Source organism: Streptomyces botrytidirepellens, assembly GCF_003721215.1.
Classification (GTDB): domain Bacteria; phylum Actinomycetota; class Actinomycetes; order Streptomycetales; family Streptomycetaceae; genus Streptomyces; species Streptomyces himastatinicus.
In genome coordinates, this window is record NZ_RIBZ01000837.1 from 1 (window position 1) to 17,768 (window position 17,768).

Sequence of the window (17,768 nt, forward strand, 5' to 3'; positions counted from 1 at the left end):
CGGGGCGCCCCGCGGCGCCCCGCCCGGGCTCCGGTCAGGCGCGGGTGGCGTCCAGGGCCTGGGCCACCTTCGGGCCGATCAGGGTCAGGGCTTCCTCGCGCAGCAGGTGGTAGTGGTGGGCCGGGACGCCGTGGACCTCGACCTCGCCGGACACGTACGGCTGCCAGGACTCCGGGACGTGCAGCGCGTCGCGCTCGTAGCCCGGGATGTCCTCGTCGGCCGTGAAGAGGAGCAGGTCGCCCTCGAAGCGCTCGGGGGCGAACTTGCGCATCAGCTCCTGGTCGTTGAAGAAGATGTCGAGCAGCGGGAAGCCGTGCCGGCCCTCCAGGAGCCGCTTCGGCAGGCCGGTTTCGCGGCTGAGGTCGTCGACCAGCTGGTCGCCGTCGTCGATGCCGTCGGGGTGGGCCTCCAGCCAGCCGGGGGCGAAGATGTCGCCGCCGCCGATGTTGTCCAGCAGGACGCCGAGCCACTGGCGCTTGCCCAGGTCCGGGAGGTCGGGCAGGGCCTGGTCGTTGTCGGGGTAGGCGTCGATGACGGTGAGGGTGGCGACCTCTTCGCCCTCGCTCTGGAGCCGGGTGGCCATGGCGTGCGCGATGAGCCCGCCGAAGGACCAGCCGAGCAGGTGGTACGGGCCGGTGGGCTGGACGGTGCGGATCTGGTCCAGGTAGTCGGCGGCCATCTCCTGGACGTTGGCGGGCAGCACGTCGGGCTCGGTCAGGCCGCGCGCCTGGAGGGCGTAGACGGGCTGGTCGGGCGCGAGGTGGCGCATCAGACCGGTGTACGACCAGCCGAGGCCGCCGCCGGGGTGGACGCAGAACAGCGGCGGGCGCCCGCCCTCGCCGCGCAGCGGCAGCAGGGTGTCGAGCGGGTGCAGCTGGGGCGCGTCGGCGGCGGTGGCCTCGTCGAGGCGGGCCACCAGGCGGGCGACGGTCGGGGCCTCGAACAGGTCCCGCATCGACAGCTCGGTGTCCAGGGCGGTCCGCGCCTGACTGGCCAGCTTGGAGGCGAGCAGGGAGTGGCCGCCGAGCAGGAAGAAGTCGTCGTCGATGGTGACGTCGGGGACGCCCAGCACCTCGCCGAAGAGCGCGCACAGCGTCTCCTCGCGGGGGGTGCGGGGCGCGCGGCCGCCGCGGGCGGCCTCGTGGGAGGGCACGGGCAGCGCGGCCCGGTCCAGCTTGCCGTTGGGGCTCAGCGGCAGCGTGTCGAGCACCATGAACGCGGTGGGCACCATGTGCTCGGGCAGGTCGCGGTGCAGCATCTCGCGGGCGGTGGCGACGCACGGCGCGGTGCCGCCCTCGGCCGTCAGATAGGCCACGAGACGCTGGTCGCCGGGCTGGTCCTCGCGGACGATGGCCGCGGCCTCGGCGACGTCCGGCAGGGCGCGCAGGGCGGCCTCGACCTCGCCGGTCTCGATGCGGAAGCCGCGCAGCTTGACCTGGTCGTCGGAGCGGCCCAGGTAGGCGACCCCGCCGTCCGGCAGCCGCCGGGCCAGGTCGCCGGTGCGGTACATGCGGGCGCCGGGCGCGCCGAAGAGGTGGCCGTACGGGTCGGGGACGAAGCGCTCGGCGGTCAGCGACGACCGGTCGTGGTAGCCGCGGGCGAGCTGCGGCCCGGCCAGGTAGACCTCGCCGACGGCCCCGGCGGGGGCGTGCCGCAGGGCGGAGTCGAGGACGTACAGGCGGCTGTTCCACACCGGGGCGCCGATCGGGACCGGGCCGCATGAGCCGGGCTCGCAGGTGTGGGCGCTGATGTCGACGGTGGCCTCGGTGGGCCCGTACACGTTGTGCAGCGGTATGCCGGGCAGCAGGCGGTGGAAGCGGTCGGCCGTCTCGCGCGGCAGCGCCTCGCCGCCGCAGAACACCTGGCGCAGGCTGGCGGCGCACCGCTCGGCGACGTCCGGCTCGGCGAGGAAGGCGCGGAGCATCGACGGCACGAACTGGAGGGTGGTGATGCGCTCTTCGCGGACGGTGCGCACGAGGTACGCGGGGTCCTTGTGGCCGCCGGGCTGGGCGAGCACCAGGGTGGCGCCGCTGACCAGCGGCCAGAAGAACTCCGCGACCGAGGCGTCGAATCCGGCCGGGGTCTTCTGGAGCAGCCGGTCCTCGGGGGTGAGGGGGTGGCTGCCCTGCATCCACTCCAGGCAGTTGACGATGGCGCGGTGGGGGACCAGGACGCCCTTGGGGCGGCCGGTGGAGCCGGAGGTGTAGATGACGTACGCGGGGTGTTCGGGGTCGAGCGCCACCTGCGGTGCGTCGGCCTCCCCGGACACGTCGGCGTCGTCCAGCAGCAGCCGCTCGACCCCGTCCGGCCCCTCCGCCGCGGGCAGCTGCTCGGCGTGCTCGGCGCGGGTGACGAGGAGGGCGGGCGCGGCGTCGTCGAGCATGAACGCCAGCCGGTCGGCCGGGTAGTCCAGCTCCAGCGGCAGATACGCGGCGCCCGACTTGAGTACCGCCAGCAGGGCGACGACCAGCTCGGGGGAGCGGGGCAGGGCGACGGCGACGGTGCGCTCCGGCCCCGCGCCGCGCGCGGTCAGGCGACGGGCCAGCCGGTCGGCGGCGCGGTCCAGCTCGGCGTAGCTCAGCCGGGTGTCGCCGAAGACGACGGCCTCGGCGTCGGGCGTGCGGGCGGCCTGCGCCGCGAAGAGCCCGGGCAGCGTGGTGCCCGAGGTGGGGTGCGCGGTGTCGTTCCACTCCTCGGCCGCGCGCCGCCGCTCCTCGGCGGACAGCAGCTCGAGGGCGCCGACGGTGCGCTCCTTGTCGGAGGTGTCGGAGAGGGTGCGCAGGAGTTCCAGGTACCGCTCGCGGTGGGCGATGAGACCGTCGGCGGTGTAGAGGTTGGAGTTCGCGTTGAGGTCGATGCGGATACCGCTGCCGTCGGACCGGTCGTATCCCATGATCGAGAGGTCTTCGACGGTTCCGTTGGACAGGTTGTGCCCGATGACGCGATGTCCCGCGAAGTCGAAGTCGTAGTCGTACGTCATGATATTGACGTGCGGGCCGAGGAAGCCGTTTCCGCCGTCCGGGAGGTGGAGATCCCGGGCCAGGTCGATATGGCGGTAGCGCTGATGGCGCAGCGCCTGCCGGACTTCCCGCGAGACCTGCCGCACCAGATCCCGTATCCGCATATCCGAGCGCACCTGGATGCGCAGCGGCACCACATTGGCGAACATCCCCGGAATCCCGCGCAGTGTGGCATCGGTCCGGGCGGTGACCGGCAGCGTCAGAATGATGTCCGATTTACCGGTCAATCGATGCAGATAGGTGGCGGTCGCCGCGATAATCATCGCCGACCAGTGCGTCGCGTATTTACGCGCCGCGGCGCGCAGCTCGACCGCTTCCTCCTCGGTCAGGTAAGCGGTCTCCCGCAGCACGCTGGAGAGGTCGTCGCCGGGGCGGCCGGAAAGCCGGGCGGGTTCCGGGGAATCCGCGAAGTGTTCCATCCAGTACGCGCGGTCCTTGGCGAAATCCTCCGACGACCGGTATTCCTCGTCCCGGTCGAGCATGGTCCGCAGGGAGCCGAAAACGGTTTCTCCCGCGGCCGGGTCGGCGCCTTCGGTGAGCGCGGTGTAGATCTCGGCGGTGCGCCGCCCCAGCAGGGCGGCGCTGCCCGCGTCGGACACGATGTGGTGGGTGCCCTGGTACCACAAGAAGCAGTCGTCGCTCAGCTTGAGCAGGGCGAACGAGAACAGCGGGTGGGCGTCCAGCTCCAGCCCGGTGGCCAGGTCGTGCTTCATCCAGCGGACGGCGGCGGCGTGCGGGTCGGGCTCGCCGCTCAGGTCGAGGACCGGGAAGTCCCAGTCGGTCACCGGGTCGAGGACCTGCCAGGGCACTCCGTCGTCCTCGCCGACCCGGACGTTGTACGGCTCGGCTTCCGCGACGGCCTGACGCAGTGCCCTCTCGAAAATCGCGGTGTCTATGGGGCCTTGGATCTCAAGGTATTCGCCGACCTTGAACGTCGTGCTCTCCGGCGGCTCCAGCTGCTGAATGAACCAGATCTCGCTCTGGCCGGTCGACAGTGGCAGATGGGTGGCCGGTACGGCGGGCTGCACATTTCCCCCAGACGGAACACAGGATCGCAGGTCGAAACAAAGGGTGCCTGTTCAGTCACCGGGGGTTCTCCGCTCCGGACTGCAGGCACCACTGTGACCCTATGCGTCGAAAACGCACTCACTGCGGGGGGTCGGAGACCATTCAGTGGGGAGAATGTGAAAAAGGTCAGGGGGCCAGTTGCGTGAACCCCGTTCGCGAAACTGAGCATGCGCCTCGTAAGGCCTATGTGTCCAGAGGGTTTCCGCTAGTTCACCGACGGAGAGGCCGAGAGACGGACCGAGCGGCGGCCGGACGGGCGCGGATGAGCGGCCCGGGAGGGCCGGGGGAGCGCGGGGGCGCTGTGGAGGCCGTGGCGGGATTCGAACCCGCGTAACTCGCTTTGCAGGCGAGCCCCTGAACCACTCGGGCACACGGCCAATGTCGTGCTCGTGCTGACGACCATACGGAGCGGTTCAGGGGGCATCAATGGTTCGGCGGGCGCTGCCATATGACTGACATACGCCGTTCACAACGGCCGTTCACACGCGGCCGCGGGCACGGTTGTCAGGGGCCGCCGGGCGCGTGCGGGTGCTCCAGGAAGTCCTCCACCACGGGGCCGAACAGCTCCGGTTCGTCCACCCAGGGGTAGTGCCCCACGCCGTGCAGCGGCCGGGCGCGCCCGGCCGGGAACGACTCCGCGACCAGCTCCCCGGCCCGCACCCCGGTCACCGCGTCCCGGTCCCCGGTGATCACCAGCACCGGGCACGGCACCTCGCGCAGCCGCGCCAGCACCGCGCGGCGGCCCGCCTCGTCCACGCCCTGCCAGAAGCCCGCGCGCGGCACCGGGCCCAGCTGCTCGCCCTCGGCCGCCGCGTGCGCCTGCTGCGGCTCCTCCCAGCGGCCGTACGCCATCGGGGCGGCCTTCAGCAGCAGCTCCCGCACCTCGGCGAGGTCGGTGGTGTCCGGCAGCATCTGGATCGCCACGTACGCCTCCTGCCACCACGGCTCGTCGGCGCGCGACTCGAAGATCTCCCGGGCGTCCTCGGGCAGTTCGCCCTGCATCCGCGCGCCCGGGCAGACCAGGACCAGATGGGTGAGGTGGTCCGGGTGGGCCGCCGCGTACGCCTGTGCCGTGGCCGCCGCCGCGTCGTGGGCGAGCAGCGCGAAGCGGGTGAGCCCGAGGTGGCGGCGGAGTGCCTCCAGGTCCTCGGCCAGCCCCGGGAACGCGTACTGGCTCGGATCGGCCGCGGGCGGCGAGTCCCCGGTGCCGCGGCTGTCGGGGATGACCAGGGTGCGGTGCGCGTCGAGACCGCCGAGGTCGCCCAGGTACGCGGCGTTCCGCCCCGGGCCCCCGGCCAGGCAGATCAGCGGCGGCCGCGCGGACCCGTCGCGGGCCTCCAGGACGCGGTAGGCCAGCTCCGTTTGGTCGTACGACGTGTAGTGCGGCATAAGGCCAGCCTGCCTGATCGGAGGGGATGTCGGCGGGGTGACGTCGGAGATCGGGTGATGCGGGGAGGGGCGGGAGGGGCAGGGTGACTCAAAAGCGCCGGGAGGGGTGATGTTCCATTCCCCCAAAACGCGCTTATGTTTTCCCTCTATGATGCCGGTGTGTTCGATTCCCGGCACATCAGGACGTTCCACGAGGTGGTGCGCGCCGGTTCCTACTCGGCTGCCGCCCGAGAGCTCGGCTATACCCAGCCGGCCATAACGCAGCAGATGAAGGCGCTCGAACGGACCGTCGGCAGCCCGCTGTTCATCCGCGTCGGCCGCGGCATGCGGCTCACCGAGGCGGGCGAGACGCTCGCCCGGCACGCCGACACCATCCTCTCCTCCATCTCCGCCGCCCAGGCCCAGATGAACGCCATCACCCGGTTGCGCGCCGGACGGGTGCGGGTGTGCGCGTTCCCCAGCGCCAACGCCACGCTCATCCCCGAGGCCATGGCCCGCCTCGCCGCCGCCCACCCCGGGGTGCGGGTCGACCTGCTGGAGGGGGAGCCGCCGGACTCGCTCGACCGCCTCGTCCGCGGCGAATGCGACATCACCCTCGCCTTCACCTATCCCGGGCTGCGCGAGGAGGCGCCCTCCGAACTCGTCGAGATCCCGCTGATGGAGGACCAGCTGACGGTCCTGCTGCCGAGCGGGCATCCGCTGGCCCGGCGGCGGGCCGTCAAGCTCGCCGAGCTGAGCGGGGAGCGGTGGATCGCCGGATGCCTGCGCTGCCGCGCCAACTTCCTGCACGAATGCGCCGAGCAGGGCTTCGCGCCCGACATCGCCTTCACCACCGACGACAACCTGGTGGTGCAGAGCATGGTCGCGTCCGGGCTCGGCGTCGCGATGATGCCGGGGCTGGTGCTGTCCTTCCTCTGCCACAGCAAGGTCACCGGGCGCGCCCTCGAACCGGCGTCGCGGCGCCATGTCTCCGCGTACGTCCTGCGGGAACACCTGGAGATCCCGGCGACGGCGCGGGTGCTGGAGGAGCTGAAGACCGTGGCCGGGAACCGGGTCGGCTGCTGACGCCCCCTTCGTACAAGGGCCCGCACAAGGGCCCATATATAAGCGGAAGTTGACCCCCGCCCAACAATTCGTCGTTGGACGTGATGGGCCGTCCGTCCGCACGCTGCCGATATGACCACCGCGTATCCGTCCTCTCGTGTCACGGCCCCCATCGGCGCCTTCGTCGACGGCGTCCGCGAGGCCGTCGGACGCGGCCTGCCGCCCGATGTGACCGCCTACCTGGTGGGCGAACGCCTCGCCCCCTACCTCGGCACGCCCGATCTGCTCACCCCCGCCCAGCGCGAGGGCGATCCCGACCGCTACCGCCAGCACGTGCTGCACGCCGAGCCCGACGGCAGCTTCTCCGTCGTCGCCCTGGTGTGGCTGCCCGGCCAGCGCACGGCCGTCCACGACCATGTGTCCTGGTGCGTCACCGGCGTCCACGAGGGCGAGGAGCACGAACGCCGCTACCGCCTCGTCCCCGACGGCCCGGCCTCCCGGCTGGTCGCCGTGGAGGACGTGATCAACCCGCAGGGCGCGGTCTGCGGCTTCGCCCCGCCCGGCGATATCCACAGGGTGTGGAACGCCTGCGGCACCAAGGCGATCTCGATCCACGTCTACGGCGCGGACATCGTGCGGCTGGGCAGCAGCGTCCGGCGGGTGTACGAGGCCCCCGCGGTGGACGACCTGTGACCGGGCCGTACGTCATACACGCGACGGCGGTGACGGCATGGCGGTGACAGGGGCGCCCGGCGCGACCGCCGTGGTGGCTCCCCGCCGTCGGATGCCCGCCGCCGCGTACGGGCTCGGGCTGGCCGTGTGCGGGGTCGCGGCCGCGTGGGCGGTGCACCGGGCCGTGCCCGCCGTACCGCTGCTCACCGCCGCCGTCGTGCTCGGCATCGGCGCCGCGCACCTGCCCGGCACCCGGGGGCTCGTCCGGGGCCGCGGCCGGGCCGGGCTCTCCCTCGCCGGGAAGCGGCTGATGCGGCTCGGCATCGTGCTGCTCGGCCTGAAGCTCAGCCTGGACGACGTCCTCGGCCTCGGCTGGGCAACCGTCGCGATGGTGTTCTGCGTGGTCGCCGCCACCTTCGGCGGCACCTGGTGGCTCGGCCGCCGGATGGGGCTGCGCGGCGACCAGCCGCTGCTGATCGCCACCGGCTACTCGATCTGCGGCGCGTCCGCGATCGGCGCGGTCAGCGAGGTGTCCGACAGTGACGAACGGGACGTGGCCACCTCCGTCGCGCTGGTGACGCTGTGCGGCACGCTCGCCATCGCCGTACTGCCCCTGCTCCAGCAGCCCCTGGGCCTCGGCGACGCGCAGTTCGGCCGCTGGGTGGGCGCGAGCGTGCACGACGTCGGCCAGGTCGTGGCGGCCGCACAGACCGCCGGGCCCGCGGCGCTGAAGGAAGCGGTGCTGGTCAAGCTGATGCGGGTGGCGCTGCTCGCCCCGCTCGTCGCCGCGCTCGCCGTGTCCGTACGGACCCGGGCCGGAGCCCGGCGCACCACCACCGCCGGGACCCGGCGGCCCCCGCTGGTGCCGCTCTTCGTGGCCGGGTTCCTCTGCATGGTCGCGCTGCGCAGCACCGGCCTGCCGTCCGCCACCGCGCTCGACGCCGCCGCCACCGGCCAGGAACTCCTGCTCGCCGCCGCCCTCTTCGGCCTCGGCAGCGCGGTCCACCTCCCCTCCCTCACCCGCACCGGCGCCCGGGTCGCGGCGCTGGGCCTGTGCGCCTGGGGAGTGATCGCGGGCGTCTCGTACGCGGGCGTGCTGCTCACCACCTGACGCAACCGGGGACCCGACGGCGTACGTCCAAGGCCCGAGGCGCACCACCGACTTCCGACAGGTGTCACCCCGGTCCACGGCTCTTACGCTGACCGGCATGACCGCACTCGACCCGCCCGACGCCGAACGGAGCACCACCTCGCGCACGGCCGAGCCGGACCCGGCCCCGGCCGCGGACCCGGACACCGGGGATGACACCATCCTCGGCCGCCGCCACCGCGCGCTGACCCTCGGCATCGTCACCGTCGTCTCCCTCATCGCTTTCGAGGCGAGCGCGGTCAACACCGCCATGCCGATCGCGGCCCGCGCCCTGGACGGGGTCGAGCTGTACGCGTACGCCTTCTCCGCCTACTTCACCGCGAGCCTGTTCGCGATGGCGCTGTCGGGGGAGTGGTGCGACCGCAAGGGGCCGCTCCCGCCGCTGGTCGGCGGCATCGTGGCGTTCGGCGCGGGACTGGTGGTCGCGGGGACGGCGCAGCGGATGTGGATGTTCGTGGGCGGGCGCGCCGTCCAGGGCATCGGCGGCGGGCTGGTGATCGTCGCGCTGTACGTCGTCGTCGGCCGCGCCTATCCGCGGCGGCTCCAGCCCGCCGTGCTGGCCTCCTTCTCCGCCGCGTGGGTGCTGCCGGTCCTCGTCGGGCCGGTCGTCGCCGGGACGGTCACCGAACAGGCCGGGTGGCGCTGGGTGTTCCTGTCCATTCCGGTGCTGGTGCTGCCGCCGCTCGCGGTGATGCTCCCGGCCCTGCGCACCCTGCCGCCCGGCGGCCGCTCCCCGGCCATGGACCGCCGCCGGATCCTGCTCGCGCTGGCCGTCGCGGGCGGCGCCGGGCTGCTCCAGTACGCGGCCCAGGACCTGGCCTGGTACTCCCTCCTCCCGGCCGCCGCCGGGCTCGCGCTGCTCGTGCCGTGCGTGCTGCGGCTGCTCCCCGCGGGCACCTTCCGCGCGGCCCGCGGGCTGCCGTCGGTGGTGCTGCTGCGCGGGGTCGCGGCGGGCGCCTTCCTGGGCGCGGAGAGCTTCGTCCCGCTGATGCTGGTCACCCAGCGCGGCCTGTCCGCGACCGCCGCCGGGCTCGCCCTCGCGGGCGGCGGGCTGACCTGGGCGCTCGGCTCGTACACCCAGAGCCGGGCCCGGCTGGAGCCGTACCGGGAGCGGCTGATGGGGCTGGGCATGCTGCTGATCGCCGTGGCCATCGCCCTGGTGCCGCTCGCGCTCGCCGCCTCCGTCCCGGTGTGGACCGTCGCCGTCGCCTGGGCGGTCGGCGGCTACGGGATGGGGATGACCATCTCCAGCGCGAGCGTGCTGATGCTGAAGCTGTCCCGGCCCGAGGAGGCGGGCAGCAACTCCTCCTCGCTCCAGGTCTCCGACGCGCTCGGCAACATCACCCTCGTCGGCCTGAGCGGTGTCCTCTTCGTCGCCTTCGGCGGCGCCGCGATCGCCCCCACCACCGACGCGACTCCCACCCCGGCCGCCGCCTCCTCCCACCCGGCCGCCTTCACCGCCGTCTACGTCGCGATGGCGACGGTGGCCCTGGCCGGTGCCTGGGTCACCACCCGCCTGCGGCCACGTCCGGCACAGCGGTGACGCCGCGGTACGGGGGGCGAGTCCGATCCCGACGGGTGTGACCCTGATCCCACCCTCGGGTGGGATCGGGGCGTACCCCCGAAGCGTGAAGGGCGGCACCGGTAGGCTGACGCGGTTCCCGATCGACCCCACCGAGCCAGCCTGACGGAGACCGTGAGTACTACTGCCGCCTCCACCAGCCATCACCTCTCGCCCGCCTTCCCCGGACGGGCGCCCTGGGGTACCGCGAGCAAGCTGCGCGCCTGGCAGCAGGGCGCGTTGGACAAGTACATCGAGGAGCAGCCGCGGGACTTCCTTGCGGTGGCGACCCCCGGCGCCGGCAAGACGACGTTCGCGCTGACGCTCGCCTCCTGGCTGATGCACCACCACGTCGTGCAGCAGGTGACGGTCGTCGCGCCGACCGAGCACCTGAAGAAGCAGTGGGCCGAGGCCGCGGCCCGCATCGGCATCAAGCTGGACCCGGAGTACAGCGCGGGTCCGCTGGGCCGGGAGTACCACGGCATCGCCGTGACGTACGCGGGCGTCGGCGTGCGGCCCATGCTGCACCGCAACCGGATCGAGCAGCGCAAGACGCTCGTCATCCTCGACGAGATCCACCACGCCGGTGACTCCCGCTCCTGGGGCGAGGCGTGCCTGGAGGCGTTCGAGCCCGCGACCCGCCGGCTCGCGCTCACCGGCACGCCCTTCCGGTCGGACACCAACCCCATCCCCTTCGTCACCTACGAAGAGGGCAACGACGGCATCCGCCGCTCCTCCGCCGACTACACGTACGGCTACGGCAACGCCCTGAACGACGGCGTCGTGCGGCCCGTCATCTTCCTCTCCTACAGCGGCAACATGCGCTGGCGCACCAAGGCGGGCGACGAGATCGCGGCCCGGCTCGGCGAGCCGATGACCAAGGACGCGGTCTCCCAGGCGTGGCGCACCGCGCTCGACCCGCGCGGCGAGTGGATGCCGAACGTGCTGCGCGCCGCCGACCACCGGCTGTCCGAGGTCCGCAAGGCCATCCCGGACGCGGGCGCCCTCGTCATCGCCTCCGACCAGGACTCGGCGCGCGCGTACGCCAAGCTGATCCGCGAGATCACCGGCAGCAAGGCCACCCTGGTGCTGTCCGACGAGGACGCCGCCTCGCAGCGCATCGAGGACTTCACCCACTCCGACGACCGCTGGATGGTCGCGGTCCGCATGGTGTCCGAGGGCGTGGACGTGCCGCGGCTCGCGGTCGGGGTGTACGCGACCACCATCTCCACCCCGCTGTTCTTCGCCCAGGCCGTCGGCCGTTTCGTACGGTCGCGGCGGCGCGGCGAGACCGCGTCCGTCTTCCTGCCCACCATCCCGATGCTGCTCGGCTTCGCCAACGAGATGGAGGTCGAGCGCGACCACGTCCTCGACAAGCCGAAGAAGGACGGCGAGGAGGAGAACCCGTACGCGGAGGAGGAGAAGCTCCTCGAAGAGGCCGAGAAGCAGCAGGACGAGGACACCGGCGAGCAGGACGCGCTGCCCTTCGAGGCGCTGGAGTCGGACGCGGTCTTCGACCGGGTGCTGTACGACGGCGCCGAGTTCGGCATGCAGGCGCACCCCGGCAGCGACGAGGAGCAGGACTACCTCGGCATCCCCGGGCTCCTCGAACCCGACCAGGTGCAGATGCTGCTCCAGAAGCGACAGGCCAAGCAGATCGCGCACAGCCGCAAGAAGCCGGACGCGGAGGCAGATCTGCTGGAGATGCCCGCGGAGCGGCGCCCGGTGGTCACCCACAAGGAGCTGCTGGAGCTGCGGAAGCAGCTCAACACGCTGGTGGGGGCGTACGTCCACCAGAGCGGCAAACCGCACGGCGTGATCCACACCGAGCTGCGCCGGGTCTGCGGCGGTCCGCCGAGCGCGGAGGCGACGGCGGGGCAGATCCGCGAGCGCATCAAGAAGGTGCAGGAGTGGGCCACCCGGATGCGGTGACCTCCGTGTCGTGTGCGGTGAGCGAGGGATCTGCTCGGATTCTGGACAACCACTTCCGCTGAGCGGACCCGCTCGCTACGGTTCGTGCACGCACACGCCCCGTGGCAGCGTCGCCGCGGAGTGCAGCCGGTGCGTATCGCCGCGACCGGCGGAGCACCTTCGCGGGGAGCCGCCACTCATCACCGAGGAGGGGGCGTCGTGACCGCGGAGACCTCACAGACGCTCGACCGGGGACTGCGTGTCCTGAAACTGCTCGCCGACACCGACCACGGGCTGACCGTGACCGAGCTGTCCACCAAGCTCGGCGTCAACCGCACCGTCGTCTACCGGCTGCTGGCCACCCTCGAACAGCACTCCCTGGTGCGCCGCGACATCGGCGGGCGGGCGCGGGTCGGGCTCGGGGTGCTCCAGCTCGGCCGCCAGGTGCATCCGCTGGTGCGGGAGGCGGCGCTGCCCGCGCTGCGGTCCCTCGCCGAGGACATCGGCGCCACCGCCCACCTCACCCTGGTCGACGGCACCGAGGCGCTCGCCGTCGCGGTCGTCGAGCCGACCTGGACCGACTACCACGTCGCCTACCGGCCCGGTTTCCGGCATCCGCTGGACCGGGGCGCCGCCGGGCGCGCGATCCTCGCCGCCCGCGCGGGCCGCCCCGACGACCCCGGGTACGCGCTCACCCACGGTGAGCTGGAGGCGGGCGCCAGCGGCGCGGCCGCCCCGCTGATCGGGGTGACCGGGCTCGAGGGCAGCGTAGGCGTGGTGATGCTGTGCGACGCGGTGCCGGAGCGGGTCGGCCCGCGCGTGGTGGACGCGGCGCGGGAGGTCGCGGACGCCCTGAGGTGACGATCGGCCTTACGTTGACCAGGGGGGCGCGTCAGCCGTCCCGCCGGTCAACTAAATTCACTCCTATGCCTGCCGTCTCCCTCCGCGCCCTCTCGCCCCGCGCCAGGATCCTCGCCGTCTGCGCCGCGCTCGTGGCCATCCTGCTGGCGGTCGCCGCGCTCGCCCCCCTGCCGTTCACCGTGGCCCAGCCGGGCACCACCGTGAACGTCCTCGGTGCGGACGGCGGCAAGCAGGTGATCACCATCTCGGGGAGCGACACCCGTAAGACCAAGGGCCAGCTGCGGATGACGACGATCGCGGCGACCGGACCGGACGCCACCGTCCGTCTGGGGGACGTGCTCAGCGGCTGGTTCCGCACCGACCGCGCCGTGCTGCCGCGCGAGGCGGTGTACGTGGGCGACACGACCGAGGAGATCCAGCAGCACAACGCCGACGAGATGCGGAAGTCGCAGAACACGGCTACCAGCGCCGCCCTCGGCTACCTCCACAAGTCGCCCGGCGACGTCAAGGTGAAGCTGCGCCTCGCGGATGTGGGCGGCCCCAGCGCCGGACTGCTTTTCTCCCTCGGCATCGTCAACAAACTGGACGGCAACGGCCGCGGCGGCGACCTCACCGGCGGCCGCGCGATCGCGGGCACCGGCACGATCGACGCCCGCGGCAAGGTCGGCGCGGTGGGCGGCGTCCCGCTCAAGACCCAGGCCGCCAAGCGCGACGGCGCGACGGTCTTCCTGGTCCCCAAGGCGGAGTGCAAGGACGCCGAGGCCGAGCAGCCCAAGGGCCTGCGGCTGATCCCCGTCACCACCCTCGACGGCGCCGTGCAGGCCCTGAACAACCTCCAGTCGGGCGGCGCGGTACCGCACTGCTAGGAGGTGACGGGGCCTGGCGGCGTCGCCAGCCGCAGCCCGACCTCCACGAGCCGCCAGCCGAGCCGGGTCCGCAGCAGTTGCGTGCGCCGATGCCGGTGCGCGGCCTCGCGCCGGAGCTGCTCGGCGCGCAGGCGGTGCAGTAAGTGGTGGACGTGGTCGCCGTACATTCGCTCTCCCCCAGGGGTCGGGTCAGTCCTCGTCGCGCGGGAAGCCGTGCAGATGGACGCGGTACCGGGCGGAGTGCTCGGTGTCCGGGTCGACCTCCTTCTCGCGGTAGCTCTCGATCACTTCGTGCACTTTGTCGAGCATTTCCCGCGCGAGCGCGGGCGTGAGGCGCAGGGTGTAGTCGCTGATGACCGAGCCCTCGCGCCATTCCGCGGGCCATTCGTGCAGGGTGCCGAGCCAGGTGGACAGCTCCTGGCCGTGGGTGGTCGCCACCTCGTGCAGCAGGGTGTTCATCGCGCCGCGCACGGACGGGTCCGGGTGACGCAGCAACTCGTCAGTGCCCACCTTCGTCGTACGGTGCGCCGCCTTCCACCACCGCTCGCGCCCCTTGCCGCGCTCCGGGTCGTCCGTGACGAAGCCATGGGCGGCCAGCTGCCGCAGGTGGTAGCTGGTGGCGCCGCTGGACTCGCCCAGCCGGTCGGCGAGTTGGGAGGCGGTGGCGGGCCCGTACTCGCGCAGCGCGCCGAGCAGCCGCATCCGCAGGGGGTGGGCGAGCCCGCGCAGGGAGCGCGGGTCGAGCACCCGTACGTCGTCGTCCACGTCGTCGCTCTGGGCCATGCGGAGCAGAGTAAGTGTGCAAAGACTCCTTTGCAACGGGTTTTTTGCACACCCTCCCGGATCCGTCAGTCCTCGGCCGCCTGCTGCACCAAGGGGATGATCCGGAGCGGGACCGGGTTCTCCATCACGATCGCCGTCGAGGCGCGGACGATGCCCTCGATGCCCACGACGCGGTCGATCACCCGCTGGAGGTCGGCGTTCGAGCGGGCGACCAGGCGGCAGAGCATGTCGCCCTCCCCCGTGGTGGTGTGCAGCTCCAGGACCTCGGGGACACCGGCCAGGTGGGTGCGGACGTCCGGGCCCTGGCCCTGTTTGATCTCCAGCGTGGCGAAGGCGGTGACCGGGTAGCCCAGGGCCGCCGGGTCCACGTCCGGGCCGAAGCCGCGGATCACGCCCTGGGCGCGCAACCTGTCCAGCCGCGCCTGGGCGGTGCCGCGGGCGACGCCGAGGCGGCGGGAGACCTCCAGGACGCCGATGCGTGGCTCGCGGGCGAGCAGTTCGATCAGGCGGGCGTCGAGCGCGTCGATTCCCATGGGGCCTCCTGGGGGAGCTGTGATGGTGGTCACTCTGTACAGAATGCTGCCCATCTCCCGGCCCACGCTATGCAGTCTGCCCAGCGAATCCGTGAACTGTTGCGCACCCTGAGCCACGGGGAGACGCTGCCTATATGACTGAGATCCTGAACCCCACCCCGACCACCGCGCGGCAGGCAGACCCCTTCCCGGTGAAGGGCATGGATGCGGTCGTCTTCGCCGTCGGCAACGCCAAGCAGGCCGCCCACTTCTACGCCACCGCCTTCGGCATGAAGCTCGTCGCCTACTCCGGACCGGAGAACGGCAGCCGGGAGACCGCCAGTTACGTCCTCGTCTCGGGCAGCGCCCGCTTCGTGTTCACCTCCGTGATCAAGCCGTCCGGCCCCTGGGGCCGTTTCCTCGCCGACCACGTGGCCGAGCACGGCGACGGCGTGATCGACCTCGCCGTCGAGGTCCCGGACGCGCGGGCCGCGTACGCGTACGCGGTGGAGCACGGCGCCACCGGCATCGAGGAGCCGCACGACGTCAAGGACGAGCACGGGACGGTGGTGCTCGCCTCGATCCGTACCTACGGCGACACCCGCCACACGTTCGTGGAGCGCTCCGGCTACGACGGCCCGTACCTGCCCGGGTACGTCGCCGCCAAGCCGATCGTCCAGGGCCCCGAGAAGAGGCTGTTCCAGGCCATCGACCACTGCGTCGGCAATGTCGAGCTGGGCCACATGGACGAGTGGGTGGCCTTCTACAACCGGGTCATGGGCTTCACCAACATGAAGGAGTTCGTCGGCGACGACATTGCCACCGAGTACTCCGCCCTGATGTCGAAGGTCGTCGCGGACGGCACCCGGAAGGTCAAGTTCCCCCTGAACGAGCCCGCCCTGGGCAAGAAGAAGTCGCAGATCGACGAGTACCTGGAGTTCTACGGCGGCCCGGGCGTCCAGCACATCGCCCTCGCCACGAACGACATCGTCGCGACGGTGCGCGCGATGCGCGCGGCGGGCGTCCAGTTCCTGGACACGCCCGACTCGTACTACGACACGCTGGGGGACTGGGTCGGGGACACGCGGGTGCCGATCGAGACCCTGCGGGAGCTGAAGATCCTCGCGGACCGGGACGAGGACGGGTACCTGTTGCAGATCTTCACCAAGCCGGTGCAGGACCGGCCGACGGTCTTCTTCGAGATGATCGAGCGCCACGGGTCGATGGGCTTCGGCAAGGGGAACTTCAAGGCGCTGTTCGAGGCGATCGAGCGCGAGCAGGAAAAGCGCGGCAACCTCTGACCCGACGCGGACCGCACGCCCCGCCGCCCCGTGGTCAGCCCGCCCACCGCCCCGACAGGAAGGCGAGGGTGAAGACGGTGCTCACGGGCGCGGCGAGGCAGAAGTAGACGGTCTTGACCCGGGGCCTGCGCAGGCTCCACCCGGCCAGCCCGATCCACAGGGGCCACCACAGCAGGGTGGAGCGGGGGATGGACATGAACCAGTACGAGGTGCCCAGCGCCCACAGGGTGATGCCGATGTAGCCCGCCTCGGCCCAGCGGCGCCGCCACAGCAGTACGCCGAGGACGACGAGCCCGAGGACCATGGCCACCAGTTCCGCCTGGAACATCGCGGCGTATCCGGTGGTCTGCGTCTCGTCGAAGGCCGCGTTCCAGGTGTGGGACCAGCCCTCCCAGGGGGTGTGGAAGGTGCGGAACCAGCCGCGTTCCTGGGCGTGCTTCCAGGCCATCCAGTCGTCGGTGTGGGCGTGCAGGTACCAGGTGAACAACGCGGCGGGCAGCGCGGGCAGGGCCAGCCAGGGCAGCGAGCGCCAGTGCCCGCGGGCGCGGGCGGCGGTGAGGACGAAGTGGACGGCGATGGCGGCGGCGACGAAGAGGCCGCTGATCCGCACGGTGGTGGACAGGGCGGTCAGAACGGCGGCGGCGGCCCAGCGCTGCCGCTGGGCGGCGAGCCAGCCGGGCAGGGCGAACGCGAGGAAGAGCGCCTCGGTGTAGCCGACGGCCAGGAAGATCGCGCACGGCGAGAGCAGGAAGAACAGCACGGTGCGCCGGTCGCCGTCCGGGCCGGGCAGATACAGCCGGGCGATCCGGGCCAGCGCCAGGACACCGACGGCCCCGCCGACGAAGGAGATCAGCAGCCCGGCCGCGGTCCAGCTCGGGATGACGGTGTGTAAGGCGCGCAGCAGCATCGGGAACCCGGGGAGGAACGCCTCCCGGCTGTCCCACTTCTTGTCCCACGGGCCGCTCTCCCCGGGGAAGTAGCCGTCGCGCGCTATGTGGAGGTAGTGCCCCCAGTCCCACCGCTCGAAGGGTTCCAGGAGGGCGGAGGGCTGGTGCGCGTCGCCGTTCGGGGGGAACAGCCACCGGACGCCGTAGGCGGTGATCCAAATGGATATTCGGGTCAGCAGATACAGCCACAGCACCTCGCGGTCGCCCGGGCTCAGCCGGGAGGGCAGCCGGGCGAAGCGCATGACCCGTTGGCGGGGCGAGGGCCGCTTCCGCGGCGCGGAGGACCACGCGGGGTGGCTGGGCGCGGAGCCGGGCGCGGTATGGCGCGGCTCGGGCGGTGCGACGGACATGCGGGAATCTTTCGCGTAGGGGTGAGCCGATGGGGTGCGTGGGTGGGCTCAGCGGTCGGTCGAGGAGGCGCTGCCCCCCGGGGGAGACGTCGTCGTGGGCGGGTACGTCACATCGCCGGACCCCTCGCGGGTGGGGTCGCCCGTCGACGTCGGCGGGGTGGCGGCCCCGGACGACGAAGGAGACGAAGGACCGGTCGTCGAAGGGCCGGTGGACGCATGGCCCGTCGAGGGGCTGGTGGCCGGGGCGGCGGGCGGCGGCTTACCCGGCAGGAGGGCGGCCGCGGCCGCGCCGCCGCCCGCGATGACCAGGCAGGCCCCCGCCGCCAGCGCGGC

The 17,768-nt window shown here is 72.4% G+C and carries 15 protein-coding genes and 1 tRNA gene; 9 read left to right on the top strand and 7 right to left on the bottom strand.

The genetic code is table 11. The annotated features are described in order from the left end of the window. Window positions 1-34 precede the first annotated feature (34 nt). From EEJ42_RS43530 to EEJ42_RS43540, 3 genes are all read right to left on the bottom strand, one after another. Window positions 35-4,048 (bottom strand): non-ribosomal peptide synthetase, encoded by a 4,014-nt coding sequence (locus EEJ42_RS43530; protein WP_123107662.1) that lies wholly within the window; start codon window positions 4,046-4,048, stop codon window positions 35-37. A gap of 342 nt (window positions 4,049-4,390) precedes the next feature. Next, window positions 4,391-4,465 (bottom strand) — tRNA-Cys (locus EEJ42_RS43535). A gap of 127 nt (window positions 4,466-4,592) precedes the next feature. Next, window positions 4,593-5,477, bottom strand: coding sequence for an alpha/beta fold hydrolase (locus EEJ42_RS43540; RefSeq protein WP_123107663.1), 885 nt, complete (start codon window positions 5,475-5,477; stop codon window positions 4,593-4,595). Between the two features lie 159 nt (window positions 5,478-5,636). Here EEJ42_RS43540 and EEJ42_RS43545 point away from each other — a divergent pair, with 159 nt between their 5' ends. The 7 genes from EEJ42_RS43545 (at window position 5,637) to EEJ42_RS43575 (ending at window position 13,542) form a co-directional block, all read left to right on the top strand. Beyond that, window positions 5,637-6,542, top strand: a complete 906-nt coding sequence (locus EEJ42_RS43545; protein ID WP_123107664.1) for a LysR family transcriptional regulator — start codon at window positions 5,637-5,639, stop codon at window positions 6,540-6,542. 111 nt (window positions 6,543-6,653) lie between these two features. Beyond that, a complete protein-coding gene (locus EEJ42_RS43550) occupies window positions 6,654-7,214 on the top strand; it encodes a cysteine dioxygenase family protein (protein ID WP_123107665.1) in 561 nt (186 codons plus the stop codon). Window positions 7,215-7,251: 37 nt separating this feature from the next. Then, complete coding sequence (locus tag EEJ42_RS43555) at window positions 7,252-8,304, top strand: YeiH family protein (protein ID WP_184503549.1); 1,053 nt, start codon at window positions 7,252-7,254, stop codon at window positions 8,302-8,304. 97 nt (window positions 8,305-8,401) lie between these two features. Next, on the top strand, window positions 8,402-9,886 hold the full coding sequence (locus EEJ42_RS43560; RefSeq protein WP_123107666.1) for an MFS transporter: 1,485 nt from the start codon (window positions 8,402-8,404) through the stop codon (window positions 9,884-9,886). A 153-nt stretch (window positions 9,887-10,039) separates the two neighbouring features. Further along, a complete protein-coding gene (locus EEJ42_RS43565; protein WP_123107667.1) occupies window positions 10,040-11,836 on the top strand; it encodes a DEAD/DEAH box helicase in 1,797 nt (598 codons plus the stop codon). 198 nt (window positions 11,837-12,034) lie between these two features. Beyond that, window positions 12,035-12,676, top strand: a complete 642-nt coding sequence (locus tag EEJ42_RS43570) for an IclR family transcriptional regulator (RefSeq protein ID WP_123107668.1) — start codon at window positions 12,035-12,037, stop codon at window positions 12,674-12,676. Between the two features lie 65 nt (window positions 12,677-12,741). After that, complete coding sequence (locus tag EEJ42_RS43575) at window positions 12,742-13,542, top strand: S16 family serine protease (RefSeq protein WP_123107669.1); 801 nt, start codon at window positions 12,742-12,744, stop codon at window positions 13,540-13,542. On the opposite strand, the gene EEJ42_RS51495 is transcribed toward EEJ42_RS43575, so the two are convergent. The 3 genes from EEJ42_RS51495 to EEJ42_RS43585 all read right to left on the bottom strand — a co-directional run bounded on the left by EEJ42_RS51495 (window position 13,539) and on the right by EEJ42_RS43585 (window position 14,858). Then, window positions 13,539-13,709 carry a hypothetical protein gene (locus EEJ42_RS51495; protein ID WP_184503550.1) on the bottom strand — a complete coding sequence of 57 codons (171 nt, stop codon included), beginning with the start codon at window positions 13,707-13,709 and terminating at the stop codon, window positions 13,539-13,541. The two genes, EEJ42_RS43575 and EEJ42_RS51495, sit on opposite strands and share 4 nt — an antisense overlap. A gap of 22 nt (window positions 13,710-13,731) precedes the next feature. After that, the gene (locus EEJ42_RS43580; protein WP_123107670.1) at window positions 13,732-14,325 is read right to left on the bottom strand and encodes an ArsR/SmtB family transcription factor; all 594 of its coding nucleotides are present in this window, start codon (window positions 14,323-14,325) and stop codon (window positions 13,732-13,734) included. A gap of 65 nt (window positions 14,326-14,390) precedes the next feature. After that, window positions 14,391-14,858, bottom strand: coding sequence for an Lrp/AsnC family transcriptional regulator (locus tag EEJ42_RS43585; protein ID WP_039938834.1), 468 nt, complete (start codon window positions 14,856-14,858; stop codon window positions 14,391-14,393). Window positions 14,859-14,992: 134 nt separating this feature from the next. On the opposite strand from EEJ42_RS43585, the gene hppD reads away from it, so the two are divergent. Further along, the gene (hppD, locus tag EEJ42_RS43590) at window positions 14,993-16,138 is read left to right on the top strand and encodes a 4-hydroxyphenylpyruvate dioxygenase (protein WP_123107671.1); all 1,146 of its coding nucleotides are present in this window, start codon (window positions 14,993-14,995) and stop codon (window positions 16,136-16,138) included. A 34-nt stretch (window positions 16,139-16,172) separates the two neighbouring features. Here the strand turns inward: hppD and EEJ42_RS43595 are convergent, their stop codons facing one another. Then, entirely contained in the window at window positions 16,173-17,435 is a 1,263-nt protein-coding gene (locus EEJ42_RS43595; protein ID WP_425473062.1) for a mannosyltransferase family protein, read from the bottom strand. Window positions 17,436-17,529: 94 nt separating this feature from the next. Between EEJ42_RS43595 and EEJ42_RS51500 the strand changes: the two genes are divergently transcribed. Further along, window positions 17,530-17,768: hypothetical protein (locus tag EEJ42_RS51500; protein ID WP_221179491.1), on the top strand; the 239-nt coding region annotated here is incomplete at its 3' end.

Excerpts from the sequence above, each read along its gene's own strand:
- EEJ42_RS43540 (WP_123107663.1), bottom strand. The coding sequence starts at position 5,477 with ATGCCGCACTACACGTCGTACGACCAAACGGAGCTGGCCTACCGCGTC.
- EEJ42_RS43550 (WP_123107665.1), top strand. The coding sequence starts at position 6,654 with ATGACCACCGCGTATCCGTCCTCTCGTGTCACGGCCCCCATCGGCGCC.
- EEJ42_RS43555 (WP_184503549.1), top strand. The coding sequence starts at position 7,252 with ATGGCGGTGACAGGGGCGCCCGGCGCGACCGCCGTGGTGGCTCCCCGC.
- EEJ42_RS43560 (WP_123107666.1), top strand. The coding sequence starts at position 8,402 with ATGACCGCACTCGACCCGCCCGACGCCGAACGGAGCACCACCTCGCGC.
- EEJ42_RS43575 (WP_123107669.1), top strand. The coding sequence starts at position 12,742 with ATGCCTGCCGTCTCCCTCCGCGCCCTCTCGCCCCGCGCCAGGATCCTC.
- EEJ42_RS51495 (WP_184503550.1), bottom strand. The coding sequence starts at position 13,709 with ATGTACGGCGACCACGTCCACCACTTACTGCACCGCCTGCGCGCCGAG.
- EEJ42_RS43580 (WP_123107670.1), bottom strand. The coding sequence starts at position 14,325 with ATGGCCCAGAGCGACGACGTGGACGACGACGTACGGGTGCTCGACCCG.
- EEJ42_RS43585 (WP_039938834.1), bottom strand. The coding sequence starts at position 14,858 with ATGGGAATCGACGCGCTCGACGCCCGCCTGATCGAACTGCTCGCCCGC.
- hppD (WP_123107671.1), top strand. The coding sequence starts at position 14,993 with ATGACTGAGATCCTGAACCCCACCCCGACCACCGCGCGGCAGGCAGAC.
- EEJ42_RS43595 (WP_425473062.1), bottom strand. The coding sequence starts at position 17,435 with ATGTCCGTCGCACCGCCCGAGCCGCGCCATACCGCGCCCGGCTCCGCG.